This window comes from Paenibacillus sp. FSL H8-0104 (genome assembly GCF_038050215.1).
GTDB classification, from domain to species: domain Bacteria; phylum Bacillota; class Bacilli; order Paenibacillales; family Paenibacillaceae; genus Paenibacillus; species Paenibacillus amylolyticus.
This window is the reverse complement of sequence record NZ_JBBOTC010000001.1, coordinates 5669107-5695534: the sequence shown is the minus strand read 5'-3', so window position 1 is coordinate 5695534 and position 26428 is coordinate 5669107. Positions and strand designations below refer to the sequence as shown.

The 26428-nt window shown below is 44.9% G+C and carries 22 protein-coding genes; 15 read left to right on the top strand and 7 right to left on the bottom strand.

Features of this window, described 5'->3' with window-relative positions; translation table 11 throughout:
* Positions 1–9 precede the first annotated feature (9 nt).
* Positions 10–264 (bottom strand): hypothetical protein, encoded by a 255-nt coding sequence (locus NST38_RS25065; protein WP_017692428.1) that lies wholly within the window; start codon positions 262–264, stop codon positions 10–12.
* A 238-nt stretch (positions 265–502) separates the two neighbouring features.
* Between NST38_RS25065 and NST38_RS25060 the strand changes: the two genes are divergently transcribed.
* Positions 503–1162 carry a YheC/YheD family protein gene (locus NST38_RS25060; RefSeq protein WP_076253234.1) on the top strand — a complete coding sequence of 220 codons (660 nt, stop codon included), beginning with the start codon at positions 503–505 and terminating at the stop codon, positions 1160–1162.
* 355 nt (positions 1163–1517) lie between these two features.
* Positions 1518–1661, top strand: a complete 144-nt coding sequence (locus NST38_RS25055; protein WP_017692430.1) for a sporulation histidine kinase inhibitor Sda — start codon at positions 1518–1520, stop codon at positions 1659–1661.
* Between the two features lie 21 nt (positions 1662–1682).
* On the opposite strand, the gene NST38_RS25050 is transcribed toward NST38_RS25055, so the two are convergent.
* Together NST38_RS25050 and NST38_RS25045 are read right to left on the bottom strand one after the other, a co-directional pair.
* Positions 1683–1934, bottom strand: a complete 252-nt coding sequence (locus NST38_RS25050) for a hypothetical protein (RefSeq protein ID WP_074096361.1) — start codon at positions 1932–1934, stop codon at positions 1683–1685.
* Between the two features lie 76 nt (positions 1935–2010).
* A complete protein-coding gene (locus NST38_RS25045) occupies positions 2011–2985 on the bottom strand; it encodes an NAD(P)/FAD-dependent oxidoreductase (RefSeq protein WP_218640802.1) in 975 nt (324 codons plus the stop codon).
* A gap of 654 nt (positions 2986–3639) precedes the next feature.
* Between NST38_RS25045 and NST38_RS25040 the strand changes: the two genes are divergently transcribed.
* Positions 3640–4833, top strand: coding sequence for an NAD(P)/FAD-dependent oxidoreductase (locus tag NST38_RS25040; protein ID WP_036605766.1), 1194 nt, complete (start codon positions 3640–3642; stop codon positions 4831–4833).
* Entirely contained in the window at positions 4830–5084 is a 255-nt protein-coding gene (locus tag NST38_RS25035) for a hypothetical protein (RefSeq protein ID WP_036605767.1), read from the top strand. The genes NST38_RS25040 and NST38_RS25035 overlap by 4 nt, the downstream gene beginning before the upstream one ends.
* A gap of 303 nt (positions 5085–5387) precedes the next feature.
* Here the strand turns inward: NST38_RS25035 and hemQ are convergent, their stop codons facing one another.
* Complete coding sequence (gene hemQ, locus NST38_RS25030; RefSeq protein WP_036605768.1) at positions 5388–6134, bottom strand: hydrogen peroxide-dependent heme synthase; 747 nt, start codon at positions 6132–6134, stop codon at positions 5388–5390.
* A 228-nt stretch (positions 6135–6362) separates the two neighbouring features.
* Between hemQ and NST38_RS25025 the strand changes: the two genes are divergently transcribed.
* Positions 6363–6656: a YuiB family protein gene (locus NST38_RS25025; RefSeq protein WP_017692435.1), complete on the top strand. Its 294-nt coding sequence runs from the start codon at positions 6363–6365 to the stop codon at positions 6654–6656.
* A gap of 384 nt (positions 6657–7040) precedes the next feature.
* Positions 7041–8576, top strand: a complete 1536-nt coding sequence (locus tag NST38_RS25020; protein ID WP_036605770.1) for a helicase DnaB — start codon at positions 7041–7043, stop codon at positions 8574–8576.
* 109 nt (positions 8577–8685) lie between these two features.
* On the opposite strand, the gene NST38_RS25015 is transcribed toward NST38_RS25020, so the two are convergent.
* Positions 8686–9504, bottom strand: coding sequence for a hypothetical protein (locus NST38_RS25015; protein WP_341344096.1), 819 nt, complete (start codon positions 9502–9504; stop codon positions 8686–8688).
* Positions 9505–9758: 254 nt separating this feature from the next.
* Between NST38_RS25015 and NST38_RS25010 the strand changes: the two genes are divergently transcribed.
* Entirely contained in the window at positions 9759–10982 is a 1224-nt protein-coding gene (locus NST38_RS25010) for an RNA polymerase sigma factor (protein WP_341344095.1), read from the top strand.
* Positions 10983–11156: 174 nt separating this feature from the next.
* Positions 11157–11822: a Type 1 glutamine amidotransferase-like domain-containing protein gene (locus NST38_RS25005; protein ID WP_076253236.1), complete on the top strand. Its 666-nt coding sequence runs from the start codon at positions 11157–11159 to the stop codon at positions 11820–11822.
* Between the two features lie 490 nt (positions 11823–12312).
* On the opposite strand, the gene NST38_RS25000 is transcribed toward NST38_RS25005, so the two are convergent.
* Positions 12313–13959 (bottom strand): RNA polymerase sigma factor, encoded by a 1647-nt coding sequence (locus NST38_RS25000; protein ID WP_076253237.1) that lies wholly within the window; start codon positions 13957–13959, stop codon positions 12313–12315.
* 665 nt (positions 13960–14624) lie between these two features.
* On the opposite strand from NST38_RS25000, the gene NST38_RS24995 reads away from it, so the two are divergent.
* Both NST38_RS24995 and NST38_RS24990 read left to right on the top strand, forming a co-directional pair.
* On the top strand, positions 14625–15209 hold the full coding sequence (locus NST38_RS24995) for an AMP-binding protein (RefSeq protein WP_076253238.1): 585 nt from the start codon (positions 14625–14627) through the stop codon (positions 15207–15209).
* Positions 15103–16191 carry a class I adenylate-forming enzyme family protein gene (locus NST38_RS24990; protein WP_341344273.1) on the top strand — a complete coding sequence of 363 codons (1089 nt, stop codon included), beginning with the start codon at positions 15103–15105 and terminating at the stop codon, positions 16189–16191. Before NST38_RS24995 ends, NST38_RS24990 begins: the two co-directional genes overlap by 107 nt.
* A gap of 144 nt (positions 16192–16335) precedes the next feature.
* Here the strand turns inward: NST38_RS24990 and NST38_RS24985 are convergent, their stop codons facing one another.
* Complete coding sequence (locus NST38_RS24985) at positions 16336–19158, bottom strand: endo-beta-N-acetylglucosaminidase (protein ID WP_076253240.1); 2823 nt, start codon at positions 19156–19158, stop codon at positions 16336–16338.
* A gap of 212 nt (positions 19159–19370) precedes the next feature.
* Between NST38_RS24985 and NST38_RS24980 the strand changes: the two genes are divergently transcribed.
* The 5 genes from NST38_RS24980 to NST38_RS24960 all read left to right on the top strand — a co-directional run bounded on the left by NST38_RS24980 (position 19371) and on the right by NST38_RS24960 (position 26421).
* The gene (locus NST38_RS24980) at positions 19371–21200 is read left to right on the top strand and encodes a sensor histidine kinase (RefSeq protein WP_076253241.1); all 1830 of its coding nucleotides are present in this window, start codon (positions 19371–19373) and stop codon (positions 21198–21200) included.
* Between the two features lies 1 nt (position 21201).
* Positions 21202–22716, top strand: coding sequence for a response regulator transcription factor (locus tag NST38_RS24975; RefSeq protein ID WP_076253242.1), 1515 nt, complete (start codon positions 21202–21204; stop codon positions 22714–22716).
* A 281-nt stretch (positions 22717–22997) separates the two neighbouring features.
* Positions 22998–24470, top strand: coding sequence for an ABC transporter substrate-binding protein (locus NST38_RS24970; protein ID WP_036605779.1), 1473 nt, complete (start codon positions 22998–23000; stop codon positions 24468–24470).
* A 77-nt stretch (positions 24471–24547) separates the two neighbouring features.
* Complete coding sequence (locus NST38_RS24965; protein ID WP_036605780.1) at positions 24548–25477, top strand: ABC transporter permease; 930 nt, start codon at positions 24548–24550, stop codon at positions 25475–25477.
* A gap of 23 nt (positions 25478–25500) precedes the next feature.
* Positions 25501–26421, top strand: a complete 921-nt coding sequence (locus NST38_RS24960; protein ID WP_036605781.1) for a carbohydrate ABC transporter permease — start codon at positions 25501–25503, stop codon at positions 26419–26421.
* The last annotated feature ends 7 nt before the right edge of the window (positions 26422–26428 follow it).

Sequence of the window (26428 nt, the reverse complement as noted above, 5' to 3'; positions counted from 1 at the left end):
GAGGTTCAACTACCCGAAGTGAAGAAGGGCAGCCATGGCTTCCGGTGAACCCGGCGGTGTGGCAGAGAAGGGCGTAGTTAACATAACAACAATGATAAAGACGATGAAACAGGCAAATATAAGACAACTCACGGCAAAGCCGCGATTACGCTTTTGCATAAACAGTCGAATACCTGTGACAAAGAGAAGTACCGTAACAGCTACCAGAACGATCGACATTGCAAAATAGGCTACGCCATAAAGTGATTTGAAAAATGCTTCCATTTGTTCTTAACGCTCCTTAGATCCTCATATTTAAGCCCTTCCAAGCCATTCCTTAGTAGCATACGACAGATTGACTTGTTTGAAAAGTAAACCGGGCGCTTGTTCCCGTTTCCGCCATCACCCCTGGGACAGGTTACATGGAAAAGGGGCCTTTGCCGTGGACAGACATCCAAGAAAGCAAGGCTTCTGTTGAGTATGTATAAGGAAGGACTATTGTTTCAAGGAAGGAGATCAACCCATGTCGAGACAACTTGCAAGCAAATGGCGGAAGACAGCGGCTCTGATGAAATACCCGGTAGCTGCTGTCCATATCCCACAGACCAAGGCATTCAACTCGGGTAATCTGCTGCAAATGCTCAGTCGTTATGGAATGGTGTATGTCAAACCTATTGTAGGAGGCGGAGGTTACGGTGTCATCCGGGTATCGGCCAGCGGTGGGGCTTATCGATACACCCATATGAAAACGACCCGTTCTTTCGCCAGTTTCAGCCAGATGTATCGCTCTCTGGTGCGTGTAAAGGCTAGACGCAAGTACTTGATCCAGCAAGGCATTCATCTGGCAACAATTCAAGGGAGACCTGTTGATTACAGAGTCAAAGTTGTCAAAACCCAACGAGGCTGGGTATTCCGTTCATTAGTAGGACGACTCGCTCGTCCCGGACTCTGTGTGACAAATCTGAGCAAGGGTGGCACCATGTTATCAGGAAGGCGAGCTCTTGGTTTATCCCTGCCGCATATATCCGGTCGGCACAAACGCCGGGAGATGCGTTCCCTTACGCTGACATGTACGTACATTATGGAAAGTCAGTTCCCTGGTGTAGGTCAGCTTGGATTTGATTATGGACTGGATTATTCAGGCAAGATCTGGATTCTGGAAGTGAATACCAGACCCCAATAGAAAATGAATGGGAAAACTCAAGAAAATTCAAGAAAAACCGATAATATATAAAAGAAAACGGTATGAAAACCGTTTGAAATTTTACATTACCGGGTAATTTACTCGCAACAAGTCTTGAAACTATGAATTTATTCCAAAAAAAATACGCTGATAAACGTTCTGACAGTAGTACAAACTCCCTGTGCATAAATATTGTCCACACTATACACGTTGATTACTCTATATTTTTTCCATTTATCAACAAACTATGCACAGGATTTCCACATATCGTTGTGGATAACAAGAACGCTTGTTCTCTATATGAATCTCTGATATGATAGTTTTGAGGAAAAAAAAGGAAAGGTTGTGGCGGGAAATGGCTATGTTATCCGATGAGATGTTGTTGGATTCCTACCATAAAGCGATTGAGTTGAATCTCGAACGAGATTTCATCGCACTGCTGTTGGCAGAAATCCATAAGCGCAAACTGGGTACCGACGTATCTGCCATTCTTCACTAGAGATCCTCATTGCAGGCAATGTTACAGGTTTCCGGACAAGTCCCATAGTGAGACTGGCCATGGCGTGCTCGTCTGACAATGGTGACAGTACATCACATGATTGCAAACGTTTTCGACTTCGTCTGCCGTGTCAGAGGAAGGTTGGAATACGTAGGGGCTGTATGGTCCGGTGTAATCATCCAATTTGCCGCATTCTAACAGTCCCTGAAGGCAGTGGGGGCAAGCCTGCTCCGGTACAACCAGACCGTTACACAGCGGGCATATATAAGACAAGGGTATCCCTCCTGATATGGATTCACTCAGGAGTAAGATACCCTTTTTTGTATCAATATATGTTATTTCAGCAAAACTAGCGTTTCATGTTACTGCTGTGTCCTGGGGACAACTTGGCATCCGGATCGAAGTATACCTTCGCATTGTTGACGGCTGTTGGAGCTTCGCCGAATCCGACAGCGATCAGCTTCAGTTTACCCGGATATGTTGTGATATCTCCGGCAGCAAAGATTCCTGGAATAGATGTTTCCATGCGGGAATCAACAACGATGGAGTTACTGTCAATTTCGATACCCCACTCGGCAATCGGTCCGAGAGAAGAGACAAATCCGAAGTTAACGATCACGTCATCTACTTCGATTTCCTGAGTTTCTTTGGTTTTCACATGGGAAAGGGTTACCTTGGTAATCGTGTCATCCCCATGAAGTTCCGTGATTTCGGTCGGTGTAACGACATTCACCTTGGAATTCATCAGGTTTTCGACACTGTGCTCATGTGCACGGAACTTGTCCCGGCGATGGATCAGTGTCACTTGCTCAGCGATAGGCTCCAGCATAAGTGCCCAGTCTACTGCGGAGTCACCGCCACCACTGATCAGTACCTTTTTGCCAGCGAAGGCATTCAGATCACTGATGAAGTAGTGCAGGTTGCTCTTCTCGAACTTGGTAGCACCTTCAAGCTCCAGGCGACGTGGTTCGAATGCACCTACACCAGCTGTAATAATGACGGCTTTGGCATGATATTCATTCTCATCCGTCTTCACGACGAAATGTTGCTCATCCTTTTTCTCCACCGATACAACCTTTTCTTCAAGGCGGATGTTCGGGTTAAAATGATTCATTTGCTCAACGAGGTTATTCACCAGTTCCTGAGCTGTTACTTTCGGGAATCCGGCTACATCATAGATGTATTTCTCCGGGTAAAGAGCGGCAAGTTGTCCGCCAAGCTGTGGCATACTTTCAACCAGTGTAACGGATGCCTGACGCATCCCACCATAAAACGCGGCGAACAGACCCGCAGGGCCTCCACCGATAATAAGTAAATCAGTCATATCATGACTGGAATTTTGTGCAGTCAAGAATCAACAACACCTTTCATATTTTAATAGGTAGTTAACAGAAAGAATGTGCAGGCTACGTATCGTAACCGGCATGGGTGCTGAACTGTCTTTCCTATTATAAACGGTGTATTCAGGGTTGCAAAGTTAGCGGCGTCACGAAACTGGGAACAATTGATGAAGATCAGATGAGAATAGGATGAAATTGGAAATGAAAGGTTATGAAAAATAACAAAAAAAACCTTGATCTTTACTAGAAATACAGATATCCTTGACCTGTACTATGTGTTTTTTTGTCTAATTTAGAGTCAATATGTAATATGTAGACAGATCCCGTGTTTTGTAGAATCTTGTGGTTAATTTCACAACTTGAAACGATAACTTGCGTGCAAACGTATCAATTTCATAAACCCTTTAGTTGCTTCAATCAAGTCTAGATATAGATCAAAACGGTTCGATACGTCGATATCTAGTTTCATAAAATCCATTTTTAGTGAGTTATGAAATTGATGCAAACGTTTAAATAAATTCGCGAAGTTAACATTTGTCGTCATAATGGGCAAGACCTCATCAATATTTGTAAGTATGTGCATTTTGCATCTCACCCAAGATCGGGCTGATGCAAGTGAAACCGGAAGGGGTATAGACATGAGCAGTATTCCCAAAATCGTCATCCTCGGCGCGGGCTATGGCGGGATTCTGACAGCCCAGCGGCTGCAGAAGGAATTGAACTATAACGAGGCCGACGTCACACTGGTGAATCGGCATGATTATCATTATATTACTACACATCTACATATGCCAGCAGCCGGCACGGATACCATTGAGCATGCAAGAGTGCCCATTTCCAAGCTGATTGATGAGTTCAAGATTGATCTGGTCAAGTCTTCCGTGAAGGAGATTCGTCTGCAGGATCGGAAGATTATTCTGGAGGATGGCACGTTATCCTATGATTATCTGATTATTGGACTAGGCGGTGAGCCTGAGACCTTCGGGATTCCGGGGATGCTCGATCACGCCATGACAATCCGCAGCATTAACTCGGTCAGACTGATTCGAGAACACATCGAATATCAATTTGCGATGTACAAAAACGATAACAAACGAAATCGTATTCGGTTTGTCGTAGGTGGAGCGGGTTTCAGTGGTGTTGAATTCGTAGCTGAACTTGCAGATCGTATTCCACAGCTGTGCAAGGAGTTCGACGTGAATCCGAAACATGTGCATATCTATAATGTAGAGGCAGCGCCTTCGGCCTTGCCTGGATTTGACCCGGAATTGGTAGAACATGCAATGAATGTGCTCAAGAAAAAGGGTGTTACTTTCAAAATTGGTGTTCCAATCAAGCAATGTCTCCCGGACGGGGTTATTGTGGGTGAAGGTGAAAAGCTCGATGCAGCTACAGTCGTATGGACCGGCGGTATTCGCGGTAACTCACTGCTTGAACAGGCAGGTCTTGAAGTGATGCGAGGACGTGTGAAAGTAGATGACTACTTGCGTGCTCCGGGGCATGAGCATGTCTATGTCATTGGAGATAATTCACTTGTGTTCAATGCTGAAGGACGGCCTTATCCGCCAACAGCTCAGATTGCGATGCAGCAGGGTGTGAACTGCGCTAAGAACGTCGTGGCATCCATTCGCAAGAAACAGCCACAACCTTTTGTATTTACGAGCAAAGGCACGGTTGCATCACTGGGTAAAGGTGAAGCTATTGCTGTTGTAGGCGGCAAGAAATACAAGGGCTGGAAAGCGGCTCAGTTGAAGAAGCTGGTTGATCTGCGTTATCTGTTCATCATTGGTGGTATTCCGTTAGTCTTGAAGAAAGGGCGGTTTTTTGGATGAGACATTGCAGTGTTCAGGTCCGGGGACTATTAACACGTGAAGAGCTGGATCGATACAACGCCCTGATGCAGGTCGGTGGTTATCTCGAGGAACAGGATCAATATGATCTGGCCTACATTGTGCAGAAAGAAGTGGATATTCTCATTATGCCTGCGATTGAGCGGCTTAAAGAGAAGGGTCGTGACCGTGATCGGGCCACAGCCGAATTCCTCGAATCGCTGAAAGCGGTAGATGATGAGGACGAGGATTAGAGACGATATAAGTTGAACTAAAGATGTTTACACATACACTTCAATGACAGAATAACCTTCCAATCGCTGTTATCCCCAGATTTTTTTGATTCCCTTTTGTTAAAGGGAAAATCCGGTGATAAAGGCGAACGCTTCGCTTTTTCAGGTTTTTTCTGTCCTTTCCGTTTTTGTGTAAATAAATAGTTCAAACAATATAGATCTAAATCAAGCTTGAGGTAGTAGAATATAGATAGATAATAAAGCACCGCAGACAGTATCCTTTACAGGAGATGTCGCGGTGCTTTATTGTGCTTTGTACTATTTTTACAGCTTAAGCATGTCTTCCAGTGTTCCTTCGTTCAACAGACTTCCCACATAGAACGAACCGAATTCGCCATAACGGGCGCTAACTTCATCGAAACGCATCTCATAGACGAGTTTCTTGAACTGAAGTGCGTCATCCGCAAATAGCGTAACGCCCCATTCCCAATCGTCGAAACCGACAGAGCCGGTAATGATCTGTTTTACTTTACCCGCATAGCTGCGGCCAATCATGCCGTGACTGCGCATCATGGTGCGACGCTCGTCCATGGACAGCATGTACCAGTTGTCATTCAGCTCACGTTTTTTGTTCATTGGATAGAAGCAGATGTATTGTCGTTGTGGCAGAACAGGTTTCAGACGGGCGATAATATCCGGATTCTGCATCGGGTCTTCGCCTTCTTTGCCAAGATAGTTGCTCAGTTCCACTACACTGACGTATGAATACGATTTGGTTGTGTATTGGGCAAACATCGTTTTGTTAAACGCGTTCTCAACAGCCTTCAGATCTTCCAGCGTTTCACGCAGGTGCATCATGACGAGGTCTGCTTTTTGACCTACAACCGTATATACAACGGTACTTCCTTTGGATGAATCCTCGACTTCTTTCCATTCTTTCCAGAATTCCTGAAGCTCGTCCAGTGCAACAGCGCGTTCTTCATCATCTGCTGCTTTCCAGGCGGCCCAGTTAATCGAGCGAAAATCATGCAGGGCGTACCAGCCCTCCAGTGTTGATGCGGCTTCGTTCATTGGTTGTGTTCCTCCTGCAAGGTATATTTCCAAATCCTTATAAGGGACGGGTGATTGCTTTATCGTTTACATTGTATCCCAACATGAAGCAGAAGGGCAAATGAACAGAGTATAAATATAGGGAAATTTGTCCAGAAAGTTCGTTGCTTCGCCACATTTTTTGCGGTACACTAACTACTATCCAGAAGTGAAACCTGAATGTGTGAAAGAAGAGGTGAATGTCGCCCGATGCAATTTATACCTGTGTTGGTATTGATGGTATTATTTTTCGTTATGATGTTTGGTATCGGTTTCATTCTGAACATGCTGATGAAGACAACTTGGTTTCCTTCCTATCTGTTCATTATTGTAATTTTGCCTGTCGTCGTGTACTCTCTATGGGATCATTCGTCATCTCTGATGTCACATCTGGGTTCTTTCCAGCTTGTAGACTATATGACGGGCATCGCTGGACTGGCTGGTGCGGTAATCAGTGGCTGGACGATCCAGAAGTTGCGACTGGGTGGGTACAGAATGTTTTAGATTGTTGGAAAGAGGTAACACATGCCACTGTAATCGCGTGAAAGTCTTGTCTTTGTCGTAAACGCTTACGAGTACAAAGGGAAGGCTTTTTTGCTATTCATTTATATTAGAAGGATTATTGTACACTTGTACTTCATATACATCTGGAGAACATTCTCTTTAGATATTCCCTTGTATTCTGCGGCTACAGCTTTTATAGTATTCTAGCGGCTCTCGACATTTTATTTTAGAAATTTGCTGAATTCGGCGAAAACGTGAATGATGTCGACCTAGGACGAAACGGAACGAGAACAGGCCATCTTTTTACCTGTTTTTGAGCATTTGAGGATCAGACATTTATGATAGAATAGATAAACATACTTTTGGGGAGAAGGAGATCAGGCTATGCGCATGAAGAATCTGCACCATTATACTGAACATCATCGCTACTGCGTATACAGGGAGTTTGGACTTAGCGCCCTGGATGACCGTATGCTTACAGGAGCATATCAGCCCATGGTAGGTGCTTTTGCGGTTGGCTTGTATCGGCTGTTGTTTCAGCATCTTCCCGGTGAACAGGTCGGTTATTCGCCGCTTGAACAGCAACGGAGGCTGTTCATGACGCTTGGCTTGGAGCCAAGTGAGAAAGGGCGCAAATATTTGTTAGAGCAGACATCCAAGCTTGAGGCAGTGGGGCTACTTCAGACATCACGTCTATATATACCGGAAAATGATGATTACATCTACGAATATGAGCTGCAACCGCCGCTCTCTCCGGCAGAGTTTTTCCGGACACAGCATTTGACACTGCTGCTTCGTGACAAGATAGGCAAATTCGCCGTACTTTCCTTGCGTTCCGGTTTCTCGGCAGTGGAAAATGGGGACGCGCCTTATCCGGCAGCCAATAAAGAGAATATTTCCGTTCCCTTTTACGATATATTTGAATTGAATACCCACGTAATTGATTATGAGTTGGAGCAAGCATTGTCGGAAGTATCAACTACGGCCCAGCGGACAGGCACGAATGATGCAGCGGAAGAAAATAGTTTGAACTATGCCGACATTATTTTGCGTTTCCCGCGGGAGTCCGTCAATCGCCGTCATGTAGAACAGCTGCGGTTTGATCATGAACAACTAGGCATTGTAAATTATGTAGTGAACAAGTTCAACCTCAGTGTGCAGGATGTATGCCGACTGCTGGACGAAGATGATATCTTCAGTCCACAGGGCCAGCTGATTTTGGATGATCTCCAGCATAAGGCGAGCATGCAGTTCAGGCAGACGAAGAAGCGTCATGAGCAACAGACCGTACAGGCGGCCAAGGTAGTGGCACTGAGACAGCATATGGAGGAGCCTGAACGGAAAGAGGACTCTGGTGAACCACCTGTTGAGCATGGAGTGCAGATGGAGTACTACGTCGAAGTGCCTCCACAATTTATGACCAAGTGTGATATTCATCAATACAATATGATGTTGCGTAATGAGCCATACACACGTCTGCTGCAGACGTTCTTTCCAGGTGCAGTACCGGACAATCTCATCGATATATTTGAGAAAATTGATCTGAGTTACAAGTTGCCGGGTGAAGTTATCAATGTATTGATTCATTATTTGATGGCATTACTTGTATCCGGTGGTGAGCAGCGGATTAACCGTAACTTCGTTGAGGCGATCGCCTCCAACATGTTGCTTAAACAGGTAAACTCCTACGAGAAAGCCGTGCAATATATTCGCGATCAGGCCAAGGTCAAAGGCAAACAGGCTGCTGGTGCAGCTGGAACCCGTACCCGTACATACGGCAAAGGAACCAAAGCCAAACCCGAAATTCCGATTGTACAAGACATAAGCACAGATGGAGATGCCGTATCCGAGGAAGAGTTCGAAGAGATGATGAGGTTTGCCCAGCAGATGCAGGCGAGTAAGCAAAAAGGAACTTCTTAAATATTTATTATATAGCAAAAAGGCGAGTCCTCCGATTAATGGAGACTCGCCTTTTTGCTATATAAGTTGAACTGAAGCAACGTATTTTACGTTTAATCCAATTTTTTTATTATTTTGCAGGATATTTATCTAATTTAAACCACTGCTGAAATTCCTTTTTGGTGATTCTTTTTACAGGCTTAACTTTTTTGCTTCCTGTATCGTATCTGAAAAGAATCCATTGATCTGAAGGATACTCACTAATATAATCAATACTTTTTCCGTTCTTATGCCATAATATTAGACCTGTGCTAATATAGTTGGTTGCCCGAGGGAGATAAACAACACTGTCTTTCATAGTGTCGTATATTGCTAACGTGCTTTTCTCCGTACTTCCATAAGAAAATGCAATGATGTTTTCTTTTGGTGACCAATTATATGATAAATTGGTTTCTACATTTTGTTTACCTGCTTTTTCAAGACGTTCGTTTATAATCGTGTACTTTCCTGTTTTAAGGTTCATGAGAATGAGGTTGCTGCCAGCACTTTTTTCTACTTGGATAGTAATCCATTCATTCGATGGAGATACAGCAACACTAGTGATATCCAATAATTTAACTTCAAAATCTCCCGTTTGTAGGGTGTGCTTTTCTTTACCATGAGTAACTACAATGGTGTCAATGATGTTTTGCTCGAAATCAGCAGCAGCATCTTGCTTTAAGGTGTTCGCGGTTATCGTGATGTCGTCGCCTCTCCAGACAATTTTGTTTGAGCCTTTTGTTTTTCCAAACTTAGATATACTCTGGTATGTCGAAGAGTTCACAGATGTTGAGTTAGCAACAATATGTGCTATTTTATCTGAAGTATGAAGTGAAGATGATGCAGTTGATAACGTGCCTAAGCTACCTAAAACAATGACGCTTGATAATAAAACATTAGTGTATTTCATTATTATCTCTCCTTCATTTTGGGAAGGCGGTTACATGATGTGATTCCCTCCAGAACTATTCCAATCTTTGCTTATCATTATAAATTTGTAAAGATATGAAATCATAGAGATGATATGAAGTGAGATTTCAAAAAGGTGATTAGTCCTGTAAGTAACAAACCTGAAAGATTGAATACATATTTATTTTATATTTATGTGGCCTTCTGACTCTCTCTGGTGTCTAATTCATTGTAAATCAAGAGGAGGTTCTTACCATGTCAGGAGCTCATGACACAAAACCTGTTTATCCGGATAAACAGGAAAGTATCACTAACTTTGAGAACACTTATGAGCTGTATCGTCAAAGAATTTGCAACTACTTTTCCCTGAAATTGAATCCGATGGTTGCAGATGATTTGACTCAACAGGTGTTTTTAAAAGCAGTCGAGAATCTTCACCGATTCCAAGGGAAATCAAATTTATTTACATGGATATTCAAGATTGCTCAGAATACAGTGAAAAACGAATATCGAAGATTATCGCGAAAAAAAGAAACGCCGTTTGATTTTACGGGATATGAATCACAGTCGATCTCCCTTGAATTTACGAAGTATGTTGATTTTCGAATTGATATCGGAGTTGCGCTGAAAAAGTTAAATGAAACCGACCAGGAAATCATTGCATTACGCTTTTTTGTGGACTGCACATTGCTTGAAATTTCTAAGATTGTAGGGATGCGTGAGAGTGCAGTAAAGAACAGGCTCTATAGAGCTTTGGAAAAACTTAAAAAGGAACTGAAAGAATGGGGAGGCGTTACGATCATGTCTATTCAAGATTTGATTTCAATTGTTAATAAGGGTGAAAACGAGGGATTGAACAATACGCCTAATAAAGTACACCATGATTTGTTCAATGAACTAAGTGATCATATTGAACGAATCTCGTTAAAGTACAATTATCATCCATCGCGAAAAGTAACGATTGAAGTATATCCTGATATGCCATCGTTTCACCAAGCGGTCGGAGAAGCAGATGCTCCGAATTGGTTCATGGGTACCTATGAAGGGAGTATTCTCAAAATTGTATCTCCATTAAATCCAGGACCGGAGCATACCTATCAATCGATTCTTAAAGGTACGGTTCACTTGTTCACCATGTGGCTAATAAGTGAGATCAATCCGAAGGCTCCGAAATGGATAAGGCAAGGAATTGGTGGATATGAAGCCAAGCTGATGACTCAGGACTATATTGAAGGTACAACAGAAGAGGCTATTCACAATTTAGAGATCCCAACGTTCGAACAATTAGATAATGATACCTGGGATTTCGAAACGATGAAAGGATTTCAGTTTTCGTTCCTATTTGTGGAGTTTGTTGTTCAACGATATGGAATAGACCATTTAAACAAATTGATCCGTGACCCTCAGGATTTTAATGGTATCTTTCAATGTTCCGAGAAGGAATTACATCAGAAGATGGTAGAATTTATAAGTAAGTAACCCATACAAAAATGTATGTTGCCCGGGGGGAAGAACCGGGCTTTTTTTAACGTGGTTAGAGTTATGGTAAAGGTACTATCAATAAATTGGGTTATTTTGTATAATGCATATAAAAAGAGGTTGTCTATGAATCCTATGGATGAATGTAAATAATACATATGGAGGTAATTAAGTTTGAAAACTCACTACTATTTCAGTTGGTTTAATCATTTTTTTCCTGAGAAGCTGGTCCATTATTTGCAGGAGGATATACAAGACAGAAAATCGCTTGTTATGATTAGTGCTAAACCGTCTGGTTATAAAGATGAGCAAGTTAACTTTGATGATATTTCTGAATGGACATGGTTGAATCAGGCTAATATTATTTTTGATGAATATCATTTCATTGATTACCGTATGCAGAAAGAAGATGCTCAGCGATTCATTCAGAACGCTTCTGTCATTTTTTTATGCGGTGGATATCCTGTTCTGCAGAACGAATTTTTGACGGAATATGAATTATCGGATGTTATTAAGAATAGCAATGCCATTATAATGGGTGCCAGCGCCGGTGCGTTAAACATGGCTGCAAAATGGTTAAGCTTGAATAACACTGATGAAGTTGAAACAAGTACTATTTATGATGGTATTGGCTTTGATCATTTTGCCTACGAATCTCATTCTCAACGCGATTACGCAACGTTTGTTCAAGGTTACCTGTTCCCCTTGTCTGAAGAGATTGATATTTATGCAGCAGAACAGGAGAGCGCTATACGTGTAAAGGACGGCAAAATAGAAATAATGGGACCTGTATATTTAATTTCCCACTCAAAGATTCAGAAGTTGGTTGAGACGCTCTAATTAGGGTGAGTGGCTGTGACCTTACATAAGTAATTCCTTTTGATGTATAAAATCATGGCTAACAGGCGAATCATCTCAGGTCTCCTTTCTATAATTGGAATACTGTTTGTAAACAGATGCAATCTTAATATTCCTAGGGCCTATAGTCGGCAGGTATCAAAGTAATCAGTTGATTATTTCAACTAGTGGACTGACAACAGGGATCGTTATCCTTATTGGTATACCTTTGGGGACGGTAGAGAACACGAAAATTATACTAGGATGATGAGCTCCTCATTAAGCTAACGGGAAACGTTATACGATTGCGATTAAAAACTACCCATGACGCACATGCGTCATGGGTAGTTTTTAATCATTTCCATACGTTCAGGAGGGGGCCGTGTGAAATAGCGATGTCCTAATCACTTCGTTGGACAGGACAGACAAAGTTTTGTGTAAAAATGGCCACCGTCCGGGAACGACTATCCTTCGTATACATTTCCGAACCGACTTACTTGACCGGCCCCATCCAGGTTGAAATCGTCTTCTGCTGGTGCGGCAACGGCGGTTTCAACTTCCCGTTATCGATCAAATGCTTCAAAATATAAGCGACAAGCCGGCCTCCGCCGGTGTTGCCTCTCACCATGTAAGCAAGTTGCGGCTCCAAATGCTTCGGCTGATTTTGCAGGAACAGCTTGAGCATTTTATCGTAGAGCTTGCCGACAGCAGGCGCATACAGAGCGGACAAATCCGGCATTGCCTTGTTCAACCGATCCAACGTTTGCGGAGAGTCGATCCAAACCGCATTGAACTTGTACCCCTCCTCCGTTTTGCGGATGTACCCCTTCTCCAGCAGGAACGAATATTGCTCGCTGTTCTCTTCGTTGTCGGGCAGTTCTCCTTGTTGGAACGCATGACAAATCTCGACATTCCGGTATTCCAGGGAACGCCAATCCACCTGGCGGTCGCTCCAGTACGTATTGAATTGCCACAAGTATAAGGGGCTGTCTTCGACGTAGCGGAGCGACGGACCGAAGGTGATGTAACTGCTCAAATCAAAACCCGGATCGGCATTGCTGCTCGTGTTCAACGCCGCATAGGCAATATACTGACCTCCGTCCTTTCGCATTGGTGCGACCGCATCGAAGTTGTCGCCCGCCGGCATGCTCCGCCAAGATTGCTCCTCGACGTTCTTGGGCAGCAAGGTCCAGAGCAGGAAGTTATAGTCGCCGTCCGGAACGTACACTCCGCTATCCTCGACTTGCCGGCGAACTTCCATTAACGCGTCGAAATGAACATCGGCCACTTCGGCGGCGCAATCTTGCCAGAATTGATGACCAGCTACGGCTAACTCGAAGAGGTCCCAGACGATGGTATTGCTTTGATATTTGCCGGGAGAGGTTTGGATGAGAAAATTGTAATCGGCCAGATGCCGGACTTCGCCTTCCAGCAAAGACGGCGGCATTCCGAGCTCCTCCGCGATTTGATGTACGGTACGCGCCTTATGATAAGCCGCGTAAACGATATTTTGCGCCAAGGCGCGTCCAAGAAAATCGTTGGTTTCGCCCAGGCTGCCGGCCGAACCGGAATGGCCCATTTCCCCCATGCTGATCGGATTGACACTTAAAGTTCCTGTTGCACGCATACGTTTCATCCCTTTCCGTAACTTCTTTTTGGCCTCGCTCAAATGCCACTTCACCGTGTTGACAGGAATGTTCAGAGCAATCGCGATATCGCCGATTTTAAGCTCGTCGTAGTAATGCATGACCACGATCCTGCGATGGATGTCGGACAGAAACGCGACTTCTCGGCGCAGCTCGCGGTAAGCTTCGGTTACCAGCAACCGGTCAAGCGGCTCTCGGGAAGGGGCGGCCGACAGTTCGGACATGCCGTTGATTTCGATCGCTTGGGGAGCGTGCGCACGCTTTTTCAACCAATTCACCCAAGTGTATCGGGCAACCGTCCAGACGTAAGCGTCAAGGCTTCTAATGTCCCGCACCCCGGAGAAGGATTTTAACAACTGCAACATAATCTCCTGAGCCAGATCCTCCGCCTCGGCCCGCTGCTTGACCCGGTTTAACGCAAAACCGAAAATCGGTTTGACATAGCTCCGAATTGCTTCCGCTGCTTCTTTTCCGTTTTTACCAATTGAATCCATCTTATGCCTCCATAGTTGCATCTGTAATTCCTGACAATTATATAGTGTGCCAGGCGAAATAAAGGTTGGGATTATTTTTTAAAAAATTTGGACGTCCTAACGGATCGCTCATACATGTATAATTACAAACATCAACATCATGAGTAGGTTATTTAAATGGTTAAAGAGACGTTATGAACTTTTTGTTAAACGAGATGAAGATTACTTTAGATGTAAAGGTCTCACTTTTAGTATATAAAGATACTTCTTTTCCGTTCAACTATGGGAGGATACAAACTAGGAGCACGAGCCGAAGTTCTTCTTCGGGTACTTGGGGTACTCCTTCGTTCCGTAGTTAACAGGAGTGGTCTCGATTAATTATTCAAATGCATAATTGAGGTGCATTAAACTAACGGGAAACTTTAGCTTAATGCTCAAAGAATCAACGTAATCAACGGCGGTTTACAACTAACGGATTTAAAAAGGAGCCCAATTTGATCTGCCTAATTAAGCTAGCAAGTAGGTTAACGGCAAGGATCGTCTATGGGCAGAACTGTAATATCAGGAGAATTTATGAGCTTAATAGGGGATGATGATTACTTATTATTCCAGATATATGCTACTCTCTTTTTATTCCATAGTTTTCTTAACGGAGAAATGGAAATTTAAATGTTGGGGGTAATTGCTTGCTTCTATCCGAACGATTGCCAATTGCAGCAAGTCTGTACCCTGAGGAACCTGCGTTAATGAGACATGGGCAAACGATGAGTTATGGGGAGCTTTACGGTCTGGTTGAAAGATTCAGTCATACCCTGTATGTTGAAGGACTCCGGGCCGGTGATCGTATTGCCCTTTTAGGTGATCCAGATCCCCAGCTCGTTGTTGCGTTTTATGCAGCAGTTGAGATTGGAGCTATACCGCTCGTGCCGTCTCCTTTACTAACAGTGACTGAACTCGCTGCGATATTTCAGGATGCAGAACCACATATGGTTATTCATGATGACCAACATGCTAAAGTAGCTATTGCCACGGTAAAGCTTCTTGGGTATTGTCCAAAACTGTTCACGATAGACGAAGAGCAGTTCGCTCGCTGCTCTTTTACAACAGGAACCCGCGTTCTCTCCAAAAGACCATTTCAAACGAAGTGTAGACGATACGGCAGTCCTGATTTATACGGGTGGGACAACTGGTCGGCCAAAAGGAGTAATGCATTCGCATCGTGGTATGGCTGCTTGGAATCAACTTACGCCTTCTGCAGGCTTCGGTCATGATCTCGGGCGTCGTGTGTTAGTGCTCAACTTATCCCATTTGGTGGGTCAGTTCCAGCTGTGGGCGACCATGGCTGCTGGAGGCTGTCTTGTATTCCTAGACGAATACCCAGCGGATGTACACCGCATTATGGAAGCTATTGAACGTGATCAGATTACACAACTCAGCACAGTAGGCCAACTGCTTCGTGATCTTACCCGCGAGGCATCCGTAGGAGGTAGAAACTTGAAGAGCCTATCGCTTATTGGTTGCGGAGGGTCCATCATTTCCCCGGATACACTACAGGAGGTCGTATCGCAATTTCCTGAAGTTATCATTGTGAACAACTACTCACAAGCGGAATGTGGAATGTCCATAAGCCGCCTTTTTCCTGCTCAGCATATGGGCGATCCTCATCGCCTTCGATCCGTAGGTCGTCCTGCTGACTTGGCTGCCCAAGGTGAGCAGGCCTTCGAAGTTCGGATAATAGATACGGACGGAAGTGAGACAGTTACGGGCGAGGCTGGAGAAATCGTTGTTCGGGGTGCACAGACCATGCTGGGGTATTGGCTCCAGTTGGAGGCTACTGCCGAGACCATGTCCGATGGCTGGATTCGAACTGGGGATGTCGGTTGTCTGGATGTCGAAGGTTATCTTTATGTGTTTGATCGCTTGAAGGATATGGTTATTGTGGGCGGTTCCAATGTGTTTTGCGCCGAAGTGGAGCATGTTATGGTGAGACATGAGTCGGTAAGCGAGGCGGCTATAATTGGACATCCTCTTCCTGACGAAGGCGAGGAACTCGTCGCTTTCATCGTGTTACGGGACGGTGAAAGTATGGATCTGACGCGGGTGCGGGCGTTTTGTGAGCCACACCTTGCTCCGTACAAATGGCCGACTCAACTGTTCATTGTGGATACTTTGCCGAGAACAGCCGTGGATAAAATAGATAAAAAGCAGTTGCGCAAGCATCTATCCTCAATTTCATCCGAAGGACTATGCTAACGGGAATGCTGTTTAATAGCTGTTGGATTGAATATTTATTGTTAAATCAACAAAAACAGCCCTTCAACTTCCTTTTGGAAGTGAAGGGCTGTACGTTTTTATCTCAACTGTTATGCAGGCGAGAACAAAAAATACTTTGCAGTATTATCTCAAAATCGTACTGACCTGATTGCCCGCATAATCCTCAATAACCAGCTTCAATGAGCTGTTGTTGGACGATGGCGTAAAGGTCAGTTCACTCAGCTTTGTTCTTCCCCGAATGATATACGGGAATTTCTGCGAAACGTAAGTGACTCCGAACTCGCGTGGTACCCCATTTTCATATACATAGATCTTATACCAGTCCTCCAGATCCGGGAGGGCTAATGTGTACTTTCCATCTTTTACCGTGACCTTTTCCTTGGCGTATGGTGTAATCTGAAGATCTGCGAGCTGTCCGGTATGGGTTACCGGGTTCTGCCCGCCAATGGCGATGTTCAGCACGTAATGTTCACCATTGGTCGGAAGTCCGGTCAGGACGGCAGACTGTTTTCCTTTTTTAACCTGAAGTGACTTGGTGAATGGTTCTTTCGTGTATTCAGTTTCTAGTGTAAGCTGAATCGATTCGTTGCCTTTATCTTTGTCTTTATTTTTATCCTTGTCTTTACCGGTATTCTTATCTTTGTCTTTGCCCGAATCTTTTGCTTTTTTCGGGTTTTTCCAGCTTACGATGGCATCGCCATTCTTTTTGAATTTCACATCGATATTCTGAATGGCTGCATTCAGATCGTAAGGCAGGACGTTTGCTTCACTTTCGGTACCATCTGCACCAACAGCACGAATGGACAGTTCACCAGAAGGCTGTTTTAGCGATTTGATATAAAAAGTGGAATCATACACGCCGCCTACATAGGCGCCATTTTCATATAAATTGTATTGTTTGACCTCTGAATAGTCCTTCATGTCCCATGCAACAACCAGTTCGTCGGTGTTGGTCAGTGCCTTGGCAATATGGAATCCTGTCGGTGCATCCGGTACAGCCGCTGAACCGTCGAACATGCGGATCTCGCCAATATTCATCTGGTAATTCTCAATCGCTTTGCCATTCGGGTCAAAAGATAACCCCATAGCGGCAATGGTTTTTCCATGATAGGCGCTCAAATCCAGCGAAGTTGTCTTCCAGCCTTCCGTTTGCTGGCCTGACTGAGGCACTTCCACATTGACCACGTTGGATGGATCATCTTCGAAGATCAGCCCAACATGTAGGGAAGAAGCATCGCTGGTAGACGGTTTGTTATACGTCAGCTCCAGTTTCGATTGTCCGTTGACGGACAGGTCGGTTTTGTAGAGGCGAAGGAAGTTCTCCGCGTTCAGTGTACCGTTCACCACGAGAGAGCTGCCGCCATTAAACGCGCCAATGGAGTCATAGTTGTACCGTGCGCCTTTCTCGTAAGAGGGACCGTAGTCAAAATCAACACTGAGCTTGTCGCCTTCGCTATCCATCCACCATTGCCAAGTGACAGGGATATCCTGAATGTTGATATTGGACCATTCTTTATCGTTCGAGACAGCACCGTCTTCATAATATTTCAGACCGTGCCCCGTATTGAAACTGGTTGCAAAATTGGAGCCGTTGATGACGGATCGCTCGGTAAGATAAGCGGCAATTCCATCCCAATTTGCACCGGAAGCATACACATCCGACAGATCGGCAGACGCATTACGACGTGCATCTGTCGGGTCTTGATTTGGACCAGACCACCAGGCACGATCACGTACAAAGGTCATCCACTGGTACTCATCTTCCGCACGATGATTGGTGCTGCCATCGCCCATCTCTTCATCCAGGGCGTTGTGGGTGAAGTCGGCACCCAGTGTCGCAATGCTATTCATCGGTTGACCGTTCTCATCCAGGTTATGGCGCAGGTCATAGGATTGCTTCCAGCGGCCGAATTTGTCATGTCCACCTTCGACACCAGCAAATACGGTTTCCAGTGGATCCAGTCCCAAGCTAAGGGCATGATCACGGGAATCGCGGAGCATCTTGTGGTTCCACACATAGTTCAGGAAGATGGAATCCGAGACTCTGCCGAGAACGGAATCCTGTACAAACGGGCTATTAAGCCCATTAAATTGGTTCTGGTATTGAATTTTACCTGTTGTATTGATGGTAGAATCATACCACTGAACGTACAGGCCTTTATCTCTTAGATATTTCATGAATTTCTTGTAGGAAGCGATATCTTCCGGGGCTACACCCCGGGCAACTTCTTCCTGATTGAAGAAATATCCATCGTAGTTGTAGTATTCTGCCATCTCGGCCAGTTTCTCGGCCACAGGGAAATTACCGTTTTCATCCTGGATCAGCATTTGTTTATAGGTTTGTGGCCCGCGGTCATTGTCCGAGAAAAAGATGTTAGCAATGGACTTAACGCCATTTTTGTGGGCTGCATTGGTGTAGGCCGGATTCGGAATGTTCAAAATGCCAAACTCGAAGTATTTCTCCGTCCACTCTTTACTCGGATCGTATAGCTCCTCAGGTACTCCCGCAGAGGCCATGCCGTGCCAATAGCTGTAGTAGTCTGTATATTGCCAATAATTGAAGAGGTACTGGCTGAATTCATTGGTATAAGGTGTGCTATCGAAGAATGCATTGCCGTAATCACCACTCATTGTGAATAGCTGGGTGTCCGGGCTAAGCTCAGGATAAGCCTGTGTAGCAGCGAACGCTTCATTACGGGGCTGCAAGGGAACATGGGCACGAAGCAGGTCACCATGAATATCACTTTCCGGTGTCCAGTTCAGAATCTGGGCTGAGGTGTATCCGTGTTGATAGGGCTGATTCACCCCTTTGGCACTTTCACCGGTGTAGGGGAGCGTGTCTCCGGCATAAATGGATGATGCAACAACTTGTCCAAGCAGAGCCGTAGTCAGGACCATGGCAGTGACCTTGGGAATGATGCCTTTTGCTTTGAGTTTGCGTGTCATGCTGTTCCTCCTTCAAGTGGAATGAATGTAAGGTATTCTTTTACACAAAGCTAAACTTATGGTTAACGATAGTGGATGAAAGCGTTTTTAAATAGGGTGAAATTAAAGAAACACAGATATAAACTAAAGAAAAGTTGCAGGTGACAAGTTAATGTCAGAAGCCTGATGATATAATTCAAGTCAGGAAACCAGCATCGGAGGGAACATGCGAATTGAAAATTGTTAGCGTTTACAATAATTTCTTCAAAAATAATATGTTTATGAAAATGCTCCTGATCTTCTCGATGATATCGATTGTCACGATCATTACATTGTCTTATATCATCTTCCTGTCGGTGTCCGACTCCACGATTCGCCGGGAACTGGCGATCCAGAAAGCGGCGATGGAACATGTGGACCGGTACATTCATCGGCAGTATGAATCGGTACAAAACATGGTGAGGGATATGCATCAGAATGAGGCGCTGTCCGCTAACATTACTTATCTGATGAATCATTCGTACGCTGAATATGTTCAGCACATGACCAATGGATATTATGCTAATCAGGATGACTATTCGGCCGATGTATTGAAACATTTTCAGAACATTATGGATCGTAATTCGCAGATTAACCAACTCATGTTGTATAGCGCTGAGCAGCAGGATCTGTCTACCTTTAATCAACACAAGCAGTTCCGCAAGCTGGACGCCAATGTAGCTCATTCCTATATTCCGGACGTGATGGCGATGGAAACGCCCAATATCAGTGCACCCAACTACTGGATTCGCAAAGAGATTAATCAATGGGACCCTGCGCTCTACTCCATCCGCGTACCGATTAACAATACACAGACTCTTCGGAATCTGGGCCAATTTCTTGTCTTCTTTGACTCAGAAGGAATCGGTAATGCGCTGGATAACTACGAGAGTAATCTCAAGGGAGACATCGTGGTGTTATCGGCGAAAGGGACAGTGTTATTTGACTCCAACAATCATTATTACGGGAAGAAGTATCCCTACGTGAATGTGGCCGATTCCCTGTTTGATCAGACGGATATGGATTCAATGAAAAAGGAGCAGAACATGTACGTCAACAAGTTTGTCTCCGCCGATCAGGGGTATGTGGTCATTGGCACCGTTCCGGTAGAAGAGATGGCTGAAACCTATGCGGGCATTCGCAATACCATTATCTCGATCAGTATCGTATGTATTTTGTTTGCCGTGCTGGTTCCGGCATTTTTCATTATTAACTTTGCCAAACGAACCCGTCGAATTATCCGCTTCACCCAAAAAGTGAAATATGGAAATTTGACGGCTCGCATCGACGATCCGCGAGATGATGAACTGGGGCAGATCTCACATAGCTTCAACGACATGCTGGATGAGCTGAATCTGTATATTGAACGGGTCTACAAAGCCGAGATCAAACAGAAGGAGACCGAGCTGGTCGCATTACAGGCGCGCATCAACCCTCATTTTCTCTACAATACGCTTGAAGTGATTCGGATGAGGGCGATATCCCAAGGGGCGAGAGATGTTGGCGAGATGATCTATAGTTTATCCGTATTGTTCAAGAGCCTGGTACAGCAAAAGAAAAATTATACGCTGAAGGATGAGATGGAAGCTTGCCGCTTGTATCTGGAATTATTCCGAATCCGCTACAAGGATATTTTCATATATACGATCCAGATCGATGCTGCATATTATCAACACCCTGTGGTCAAACTTTCGCTGCAACCTATCATTGAGAATTATGTTGTACACGGCATTCAGACAGAACGTTCGGATAACCGATTATCCATTGTTGTGGAAGAGACAGATGATGTGGTGCAAGTGGAAGTCAAAGATAATGGCAAAGGCATTGATCCGGCACGCCTGACGGAAATCCTTGAAGAACTGGAACGTCCTGAAGAGTCTGGTCAGATGTTCGGGCTGCGCAGTGTCCATAGTCGATTGCGCTTCCTGTATGGGCCAGAGTTCGGTATCACCATAGAGAGCACCCTCGGAGAAGGAACACGAATCAGGGTGCGTTATCCACATACAGAAGGGACAGGTGTGTAATATGTACAAGGTGTTTATTGTGGACGATGAGCCATTCATCATTGAAGGTTTATACGATATTGTGGATTGGTCTTCATTTGGTATGGAAATTGTGAGCCATGCAGGTAATGGGCAAGCAGCGTTACAGGCGCTCTCTTCTCAGCCTGTGGACATTCTGATTACGGATATATCCATGCCACTCATGAATGGTCTCGATCTGATTCGGGAAGCAAGGCGAGTGCAACCTGAGCTTAAGGTCATTATCCTCAGTGGTTTCAATGAGTTCGAATATCTGAAGGAAGGCATGCAATTGGGGATCGAAAACTATCTGCTCAAACCGATTAATGTAGAGGAACTGGAATCCACGCTGAGCAACACGGCGTCCAAGCTGGATCATACGGTATCACCTCAAGCCGATGATGCGTATGGCATCCAGATTCTGAAAGATAACATTCTTCATCGATGGCTTACGGGACATATTGCAGCTACTGAATTTGAAGAACGTGCCCAGTTCATGAACCTTTCGCTGGATGCACCGGACGTTGCTGTGGCCATTCTGCGTGACAAAGGGCAAGTACCCGGCATGTTTGAACGTGTAGAAGAGATGCTGAGAGACAGACGCCATCTGAACGTATTTCATGATATCGATGGAGACATCGTCATTATTGCCAATATTCAGGGTACGAGTGACGAGGAACAGAAGTTGATGGATGGATTGCAGGCATTATCTGATGAGATAACCGTAACCCATCCGGCGGCACGCATTGGAGCAGGCAGATTGATGAAAGGGTTATACCATGCGCCGACCAGTTATGCGGAGGCCAAAAAAGCACTCCAGTATGTGATGATTTATCCCGACCTTAAAGTCATCGACCATGCCATGCTGGAAAGGTGCGGAAGTTCAACGGCGACCTTTTTCATTGAATGGAGGGAGTATGCCAAACTCATTCTATCCCGCAATACAGAACAACTTGCCGACCGGATTCGCATGGATTTTGAACAGCATCGCGATGGGCTTACACCTGGGGAGTTACAGAATACCGCACTGGAAGTTGTGATTCGCTTCAAAATGGAACTGGAGAGCATCAAACACTCGGATGAGTCTGCCATATACCAACAAGGGCTTCAACTTGTACTGGACAGTGGTACTTTTGATGAACTCGTGCGGGCGCTTCAGCAGGTTGGGTCGCAGACGATCCAATCCCTATTGCAGGATCTGAAAAATCCAATTGTGAACCAGGTGCTTCAGCATATCGACAAACACTACGCAGAAGAGCTCTCCTTGAAGCTGCTGGGTGCCCACTATCATCTGCATCCGGTCTATTTGGGACAATTGTTCCATAAGGAGACAGGGGAGACGTTTGCCGAATATATCAACAAATACCGGATTGAACGTGCGAAGGAGCAACTACGCAATTCCAATCTGAAGGTACATGAGATCGCCCGAAATGTGGGGTATTGGGAGACGGGGTATTTCTATAAACAGTTCCGCAAATATGTGGGGATTTCACCGACTGATTTCAAGGTGTTTGGTTAATTCGGTGACGGGTAGATCCAACCATGCGGACAGAGAGCCAAGAGACATATCGGGAACAGGAATGGCATGGTAGAAAATCATGGCATACGTTACCCGGCATGTCTCTTTCATGTAAGCGATTTATTTAAATAGGTACAAAAAAGTTGCCCAAGGACGATTTCTCTTTAATTTGTACCTCGAAAACTTAAGTTTATCTTCTTTTTGTAAATGCTTTCATTCGATAAGGTTAAAGCAGTTAGTAAGTAGAGCCTAAGGGAACACGAAAAGGGAGGATCAAAGAAATGAGTAAACAAAGAAAACGCTTCTCACTCGTTCTTGCATTGTTAATGGCCGTTACACTTGTTCTTAGTGCCTGTGGAGGAAGCAAAGATGCTTCAGAATCCGGGGGAGCTGGAGATGACGCGGTAGAGTTGATCTGGTATACCATTGGTACCCCTCAGAAAGACGTCAACAAAGTGATGGAAGAAGTGAGCAAGTATACCAAAGAGAAAATTAATGCCACGGTAACGATGAAGATGGTTGACTGGGGTGACTACCCGCAGAAAATGCAGGTTAACGTAGCATCCGGTGAGCCAATGGACATTCTGTTCACTTCTTCTGGTGGATTCGATTATGTACAAAATGCCAGAAAAGGTGCATTCCTTGAACTGGATGACCTGCTTGCTGAATACGGTCAGGATCTTACCAAGACCATTGATCCTGCATTCCTCAGCGGTTCCAAGGTAGATGGACACAATTACGGAATTCCAGCCAACAAAGAGTTGCCACAACAAGAGGTATGGCGCTTTAACCAAATGCTGGTTGATAAATACAAGTTGGACATCTCTGGCGTTCGTACGTTAGACAGTCTGGAGCCTCTGCTCAAAACAATTAAGGAAAACGAGGCGAGTGTAACACCATTTGCCATGGATAAAAACTATGTTCCTTACGTGCCTTATGACTATGTCATTCAGAATCTGCCAATGGCAATCAAGCTGGATACAACAGACTATAAGCTTGTAAACATACTGGAAACACCTGAAATGAAAGAAGCACTTACTACGATGCATAAATACTACAAGGCTGGTTATGTATCGGCAGAAGCGGCAACAACAGGTTCCACGAACGACCTGACAACATCGGGCAACTGGTTCCTGGATCGTGCACAGACTCAGCCGCTCGCGGACAATCAATGGTCTGCAAGTTACGGTTATCAAGTCGTTTCAACACCTGCAAGTGAAGCAATTATAACAAATACATCTGTACAAGGCTCCATTATGGCCATCTCGGCGAACTCGGAATATCCGGAGAAAGCGATGGAATTCCTGAACCTGCTGAATACAGATCCTGTGCTGCGTAATATGGTGGACTCCGGTATTGAGGGCACACACTACAAAAAAGTGGATGACACGCATATGGAAAATCTGCCTGAATCGAAAAACTACGATATGCCTTCATACTCCCTTGGGAACAACATGCTGCTCTATCTGAACAGCAATGACCCGGATAACAAATGGGATGAGTTCAAGAAGTTTAACGCTGAAGGTGTCAATTCCCCGATCCTCAGCTTTAACTTTGATGCAAGCAATGTATCGTCCGAACTGACGGCGGTACAGAACGTGAAAGAGCAATATTGGGCAGCACTGATGACAGGTACACTGGACCCGGCAGCCAATCTGGATCAAGTGATTGAGAAGTTCAATCAAGCCGGACTGGAGAAAGTAATGGCTGAAGCCCAAAGCCAGCTGGATGCCTGGAGAGCGGAAAACAAGTAACAGTACATCGTAAGGATCGGGCGGCTGCTTATCGCGTCCGGTCCTTTTTCATTCAAGCCTGAAGGAGGATCTCCACAATGACTACATTTTTGAAAAACCTGATTAGAAACCGAGTCATGCTGCTCATGGTGCTGCCAGGCGCCATCTGGTTCTTCTTCTTCTCCTACTTGCCACTCGTGGGTACAGTGGCTGCTTTCAAAGAATATCGGTTCAGCCGTGAAGGGTTCTGGGCAAGTCTGATGAAGAGTGAATGGGTTGGCTGGGACAATTTCAAATTCCTGTTCAGCACAAGTGACGCATGGCTCATTACACGCAACACCCTCTTTTATAACATCGCCATTATCTTCCTGGGACTGGTATTTGCTGTAGCATTGGCAATCCTGCTCTCGGAACTAGTGAATAAACGACTCGCCAAACTGTATCAAACCGGCATGTTTCTGCCGTATTTTCTCTCCTGGGTTATCGTTGGTTACTTCGCATTCAGCTTCTTGAGCATGGACCGCGGGATGTTGAATCAGATTATCGGCTGGTTTGGGATGGAACCAATTCAGTGGTACTCCGAGGCGAAATATTGGCCGTATATTCTGGTATTCGTAGCGTTATGGAAAACCATAGGTTATAGCAGTGTTGTCTATCTGGCTTCCATACTGGGGATTGATAAATCACTGTATGAAGCAGCCATGATTGATGGAGCAAGCAAATGGCAGCAGATTCGCAATATTACGATTCCGTTGCTGTCGCCCATCATCACGATTATGACCTTGCTGGCCGTAGGCCGCATTTTCTATGCCGACTTTGGACTCTTTTATCAGGTGCCAAGGGATTCGGGTACGCTTTATTCCGTGACCAATGTTATTGATACGTATGTATATCGAGGTTTGAAAACTAGTGGTGAGATCGGCATGAGTACAGCAGCGGGATTGTATCAATCCGTGGTGGGCTTTGTGCTTGTTATTATCTCCAACTATGTTGTTCGCAAAGTAGATAAAGACAGCAGCCTATTCTAGGACAGTGAAAGGAGTGAACCACTATGGCTCAAGCAGGGCTTGTTAAAAAACGCGACTTCCACCACGTATCCAACGGATGGAACGTGATCATGAACATTATCGCCGGTCTATTCGCTCTAATCTGTGTATTTCCTTTCATATTTGTAGTTATCATCTCGTTTACAGACGAGAAAGCACTGGCCCGTGATGGGTATCGTCTGATTCCGGCAGAATGGAGTCTCGCGGCATATCAGTTTGTCTGGCAGAGTGGGGACACGCTGCTGCGAGCGTATGGAGTTACCATTCTGGTGACGGTACTCGGTACCATTATCAGTTTGATTCTCATGTCACTGTATGCGTATGCGGTTTCCCGCAAGAGCTTCAGATATCGGAGATTTTTCTCCATCTTTGCAATTCTTACCATGCTGTTCAACGGCGGGATGATTCCAACCTATATGGTCGTATCCCAGCTGCTTGGGTTGAAAGATACGTTATGGGCACTGATTCTGCCGCTGGCGATGAACGCCTTCTATATTATGATCCTGCGTACATTCTACTCCACCAGTGTACCGGATGCAGTCATTGAATCGGCGAAGATTGATGGCGCCGGTGAGTTCTATACCTTTATGAAAATCGTGGTTCCACTCTCCTTGCCGGGACTGGCAACCATCGGGTTGTTCAGTACACTCGGTTACTGGAATGATTGGTTCAATGCGCTGTTATACATCGATAATCCGAATCTGGTACCACTGCAATCTATGTTAATGCGGATTGAGTCGAGTATCCAATTTATCCAGCAGAACTCTGCTAACAGTTCGATGAGTCTGGCAGCCATGCAGTCCATTCCGCAGGATACGTCCCGAATGGCGATGGTTGTGCTTGCTACGTTGCCGATTATATTCGCTTATCCGTTCTTCCAGCGTTATTTTGTACAGGGTCTGACGGTGGGCGCGGTCAAAGAATAACCGGATC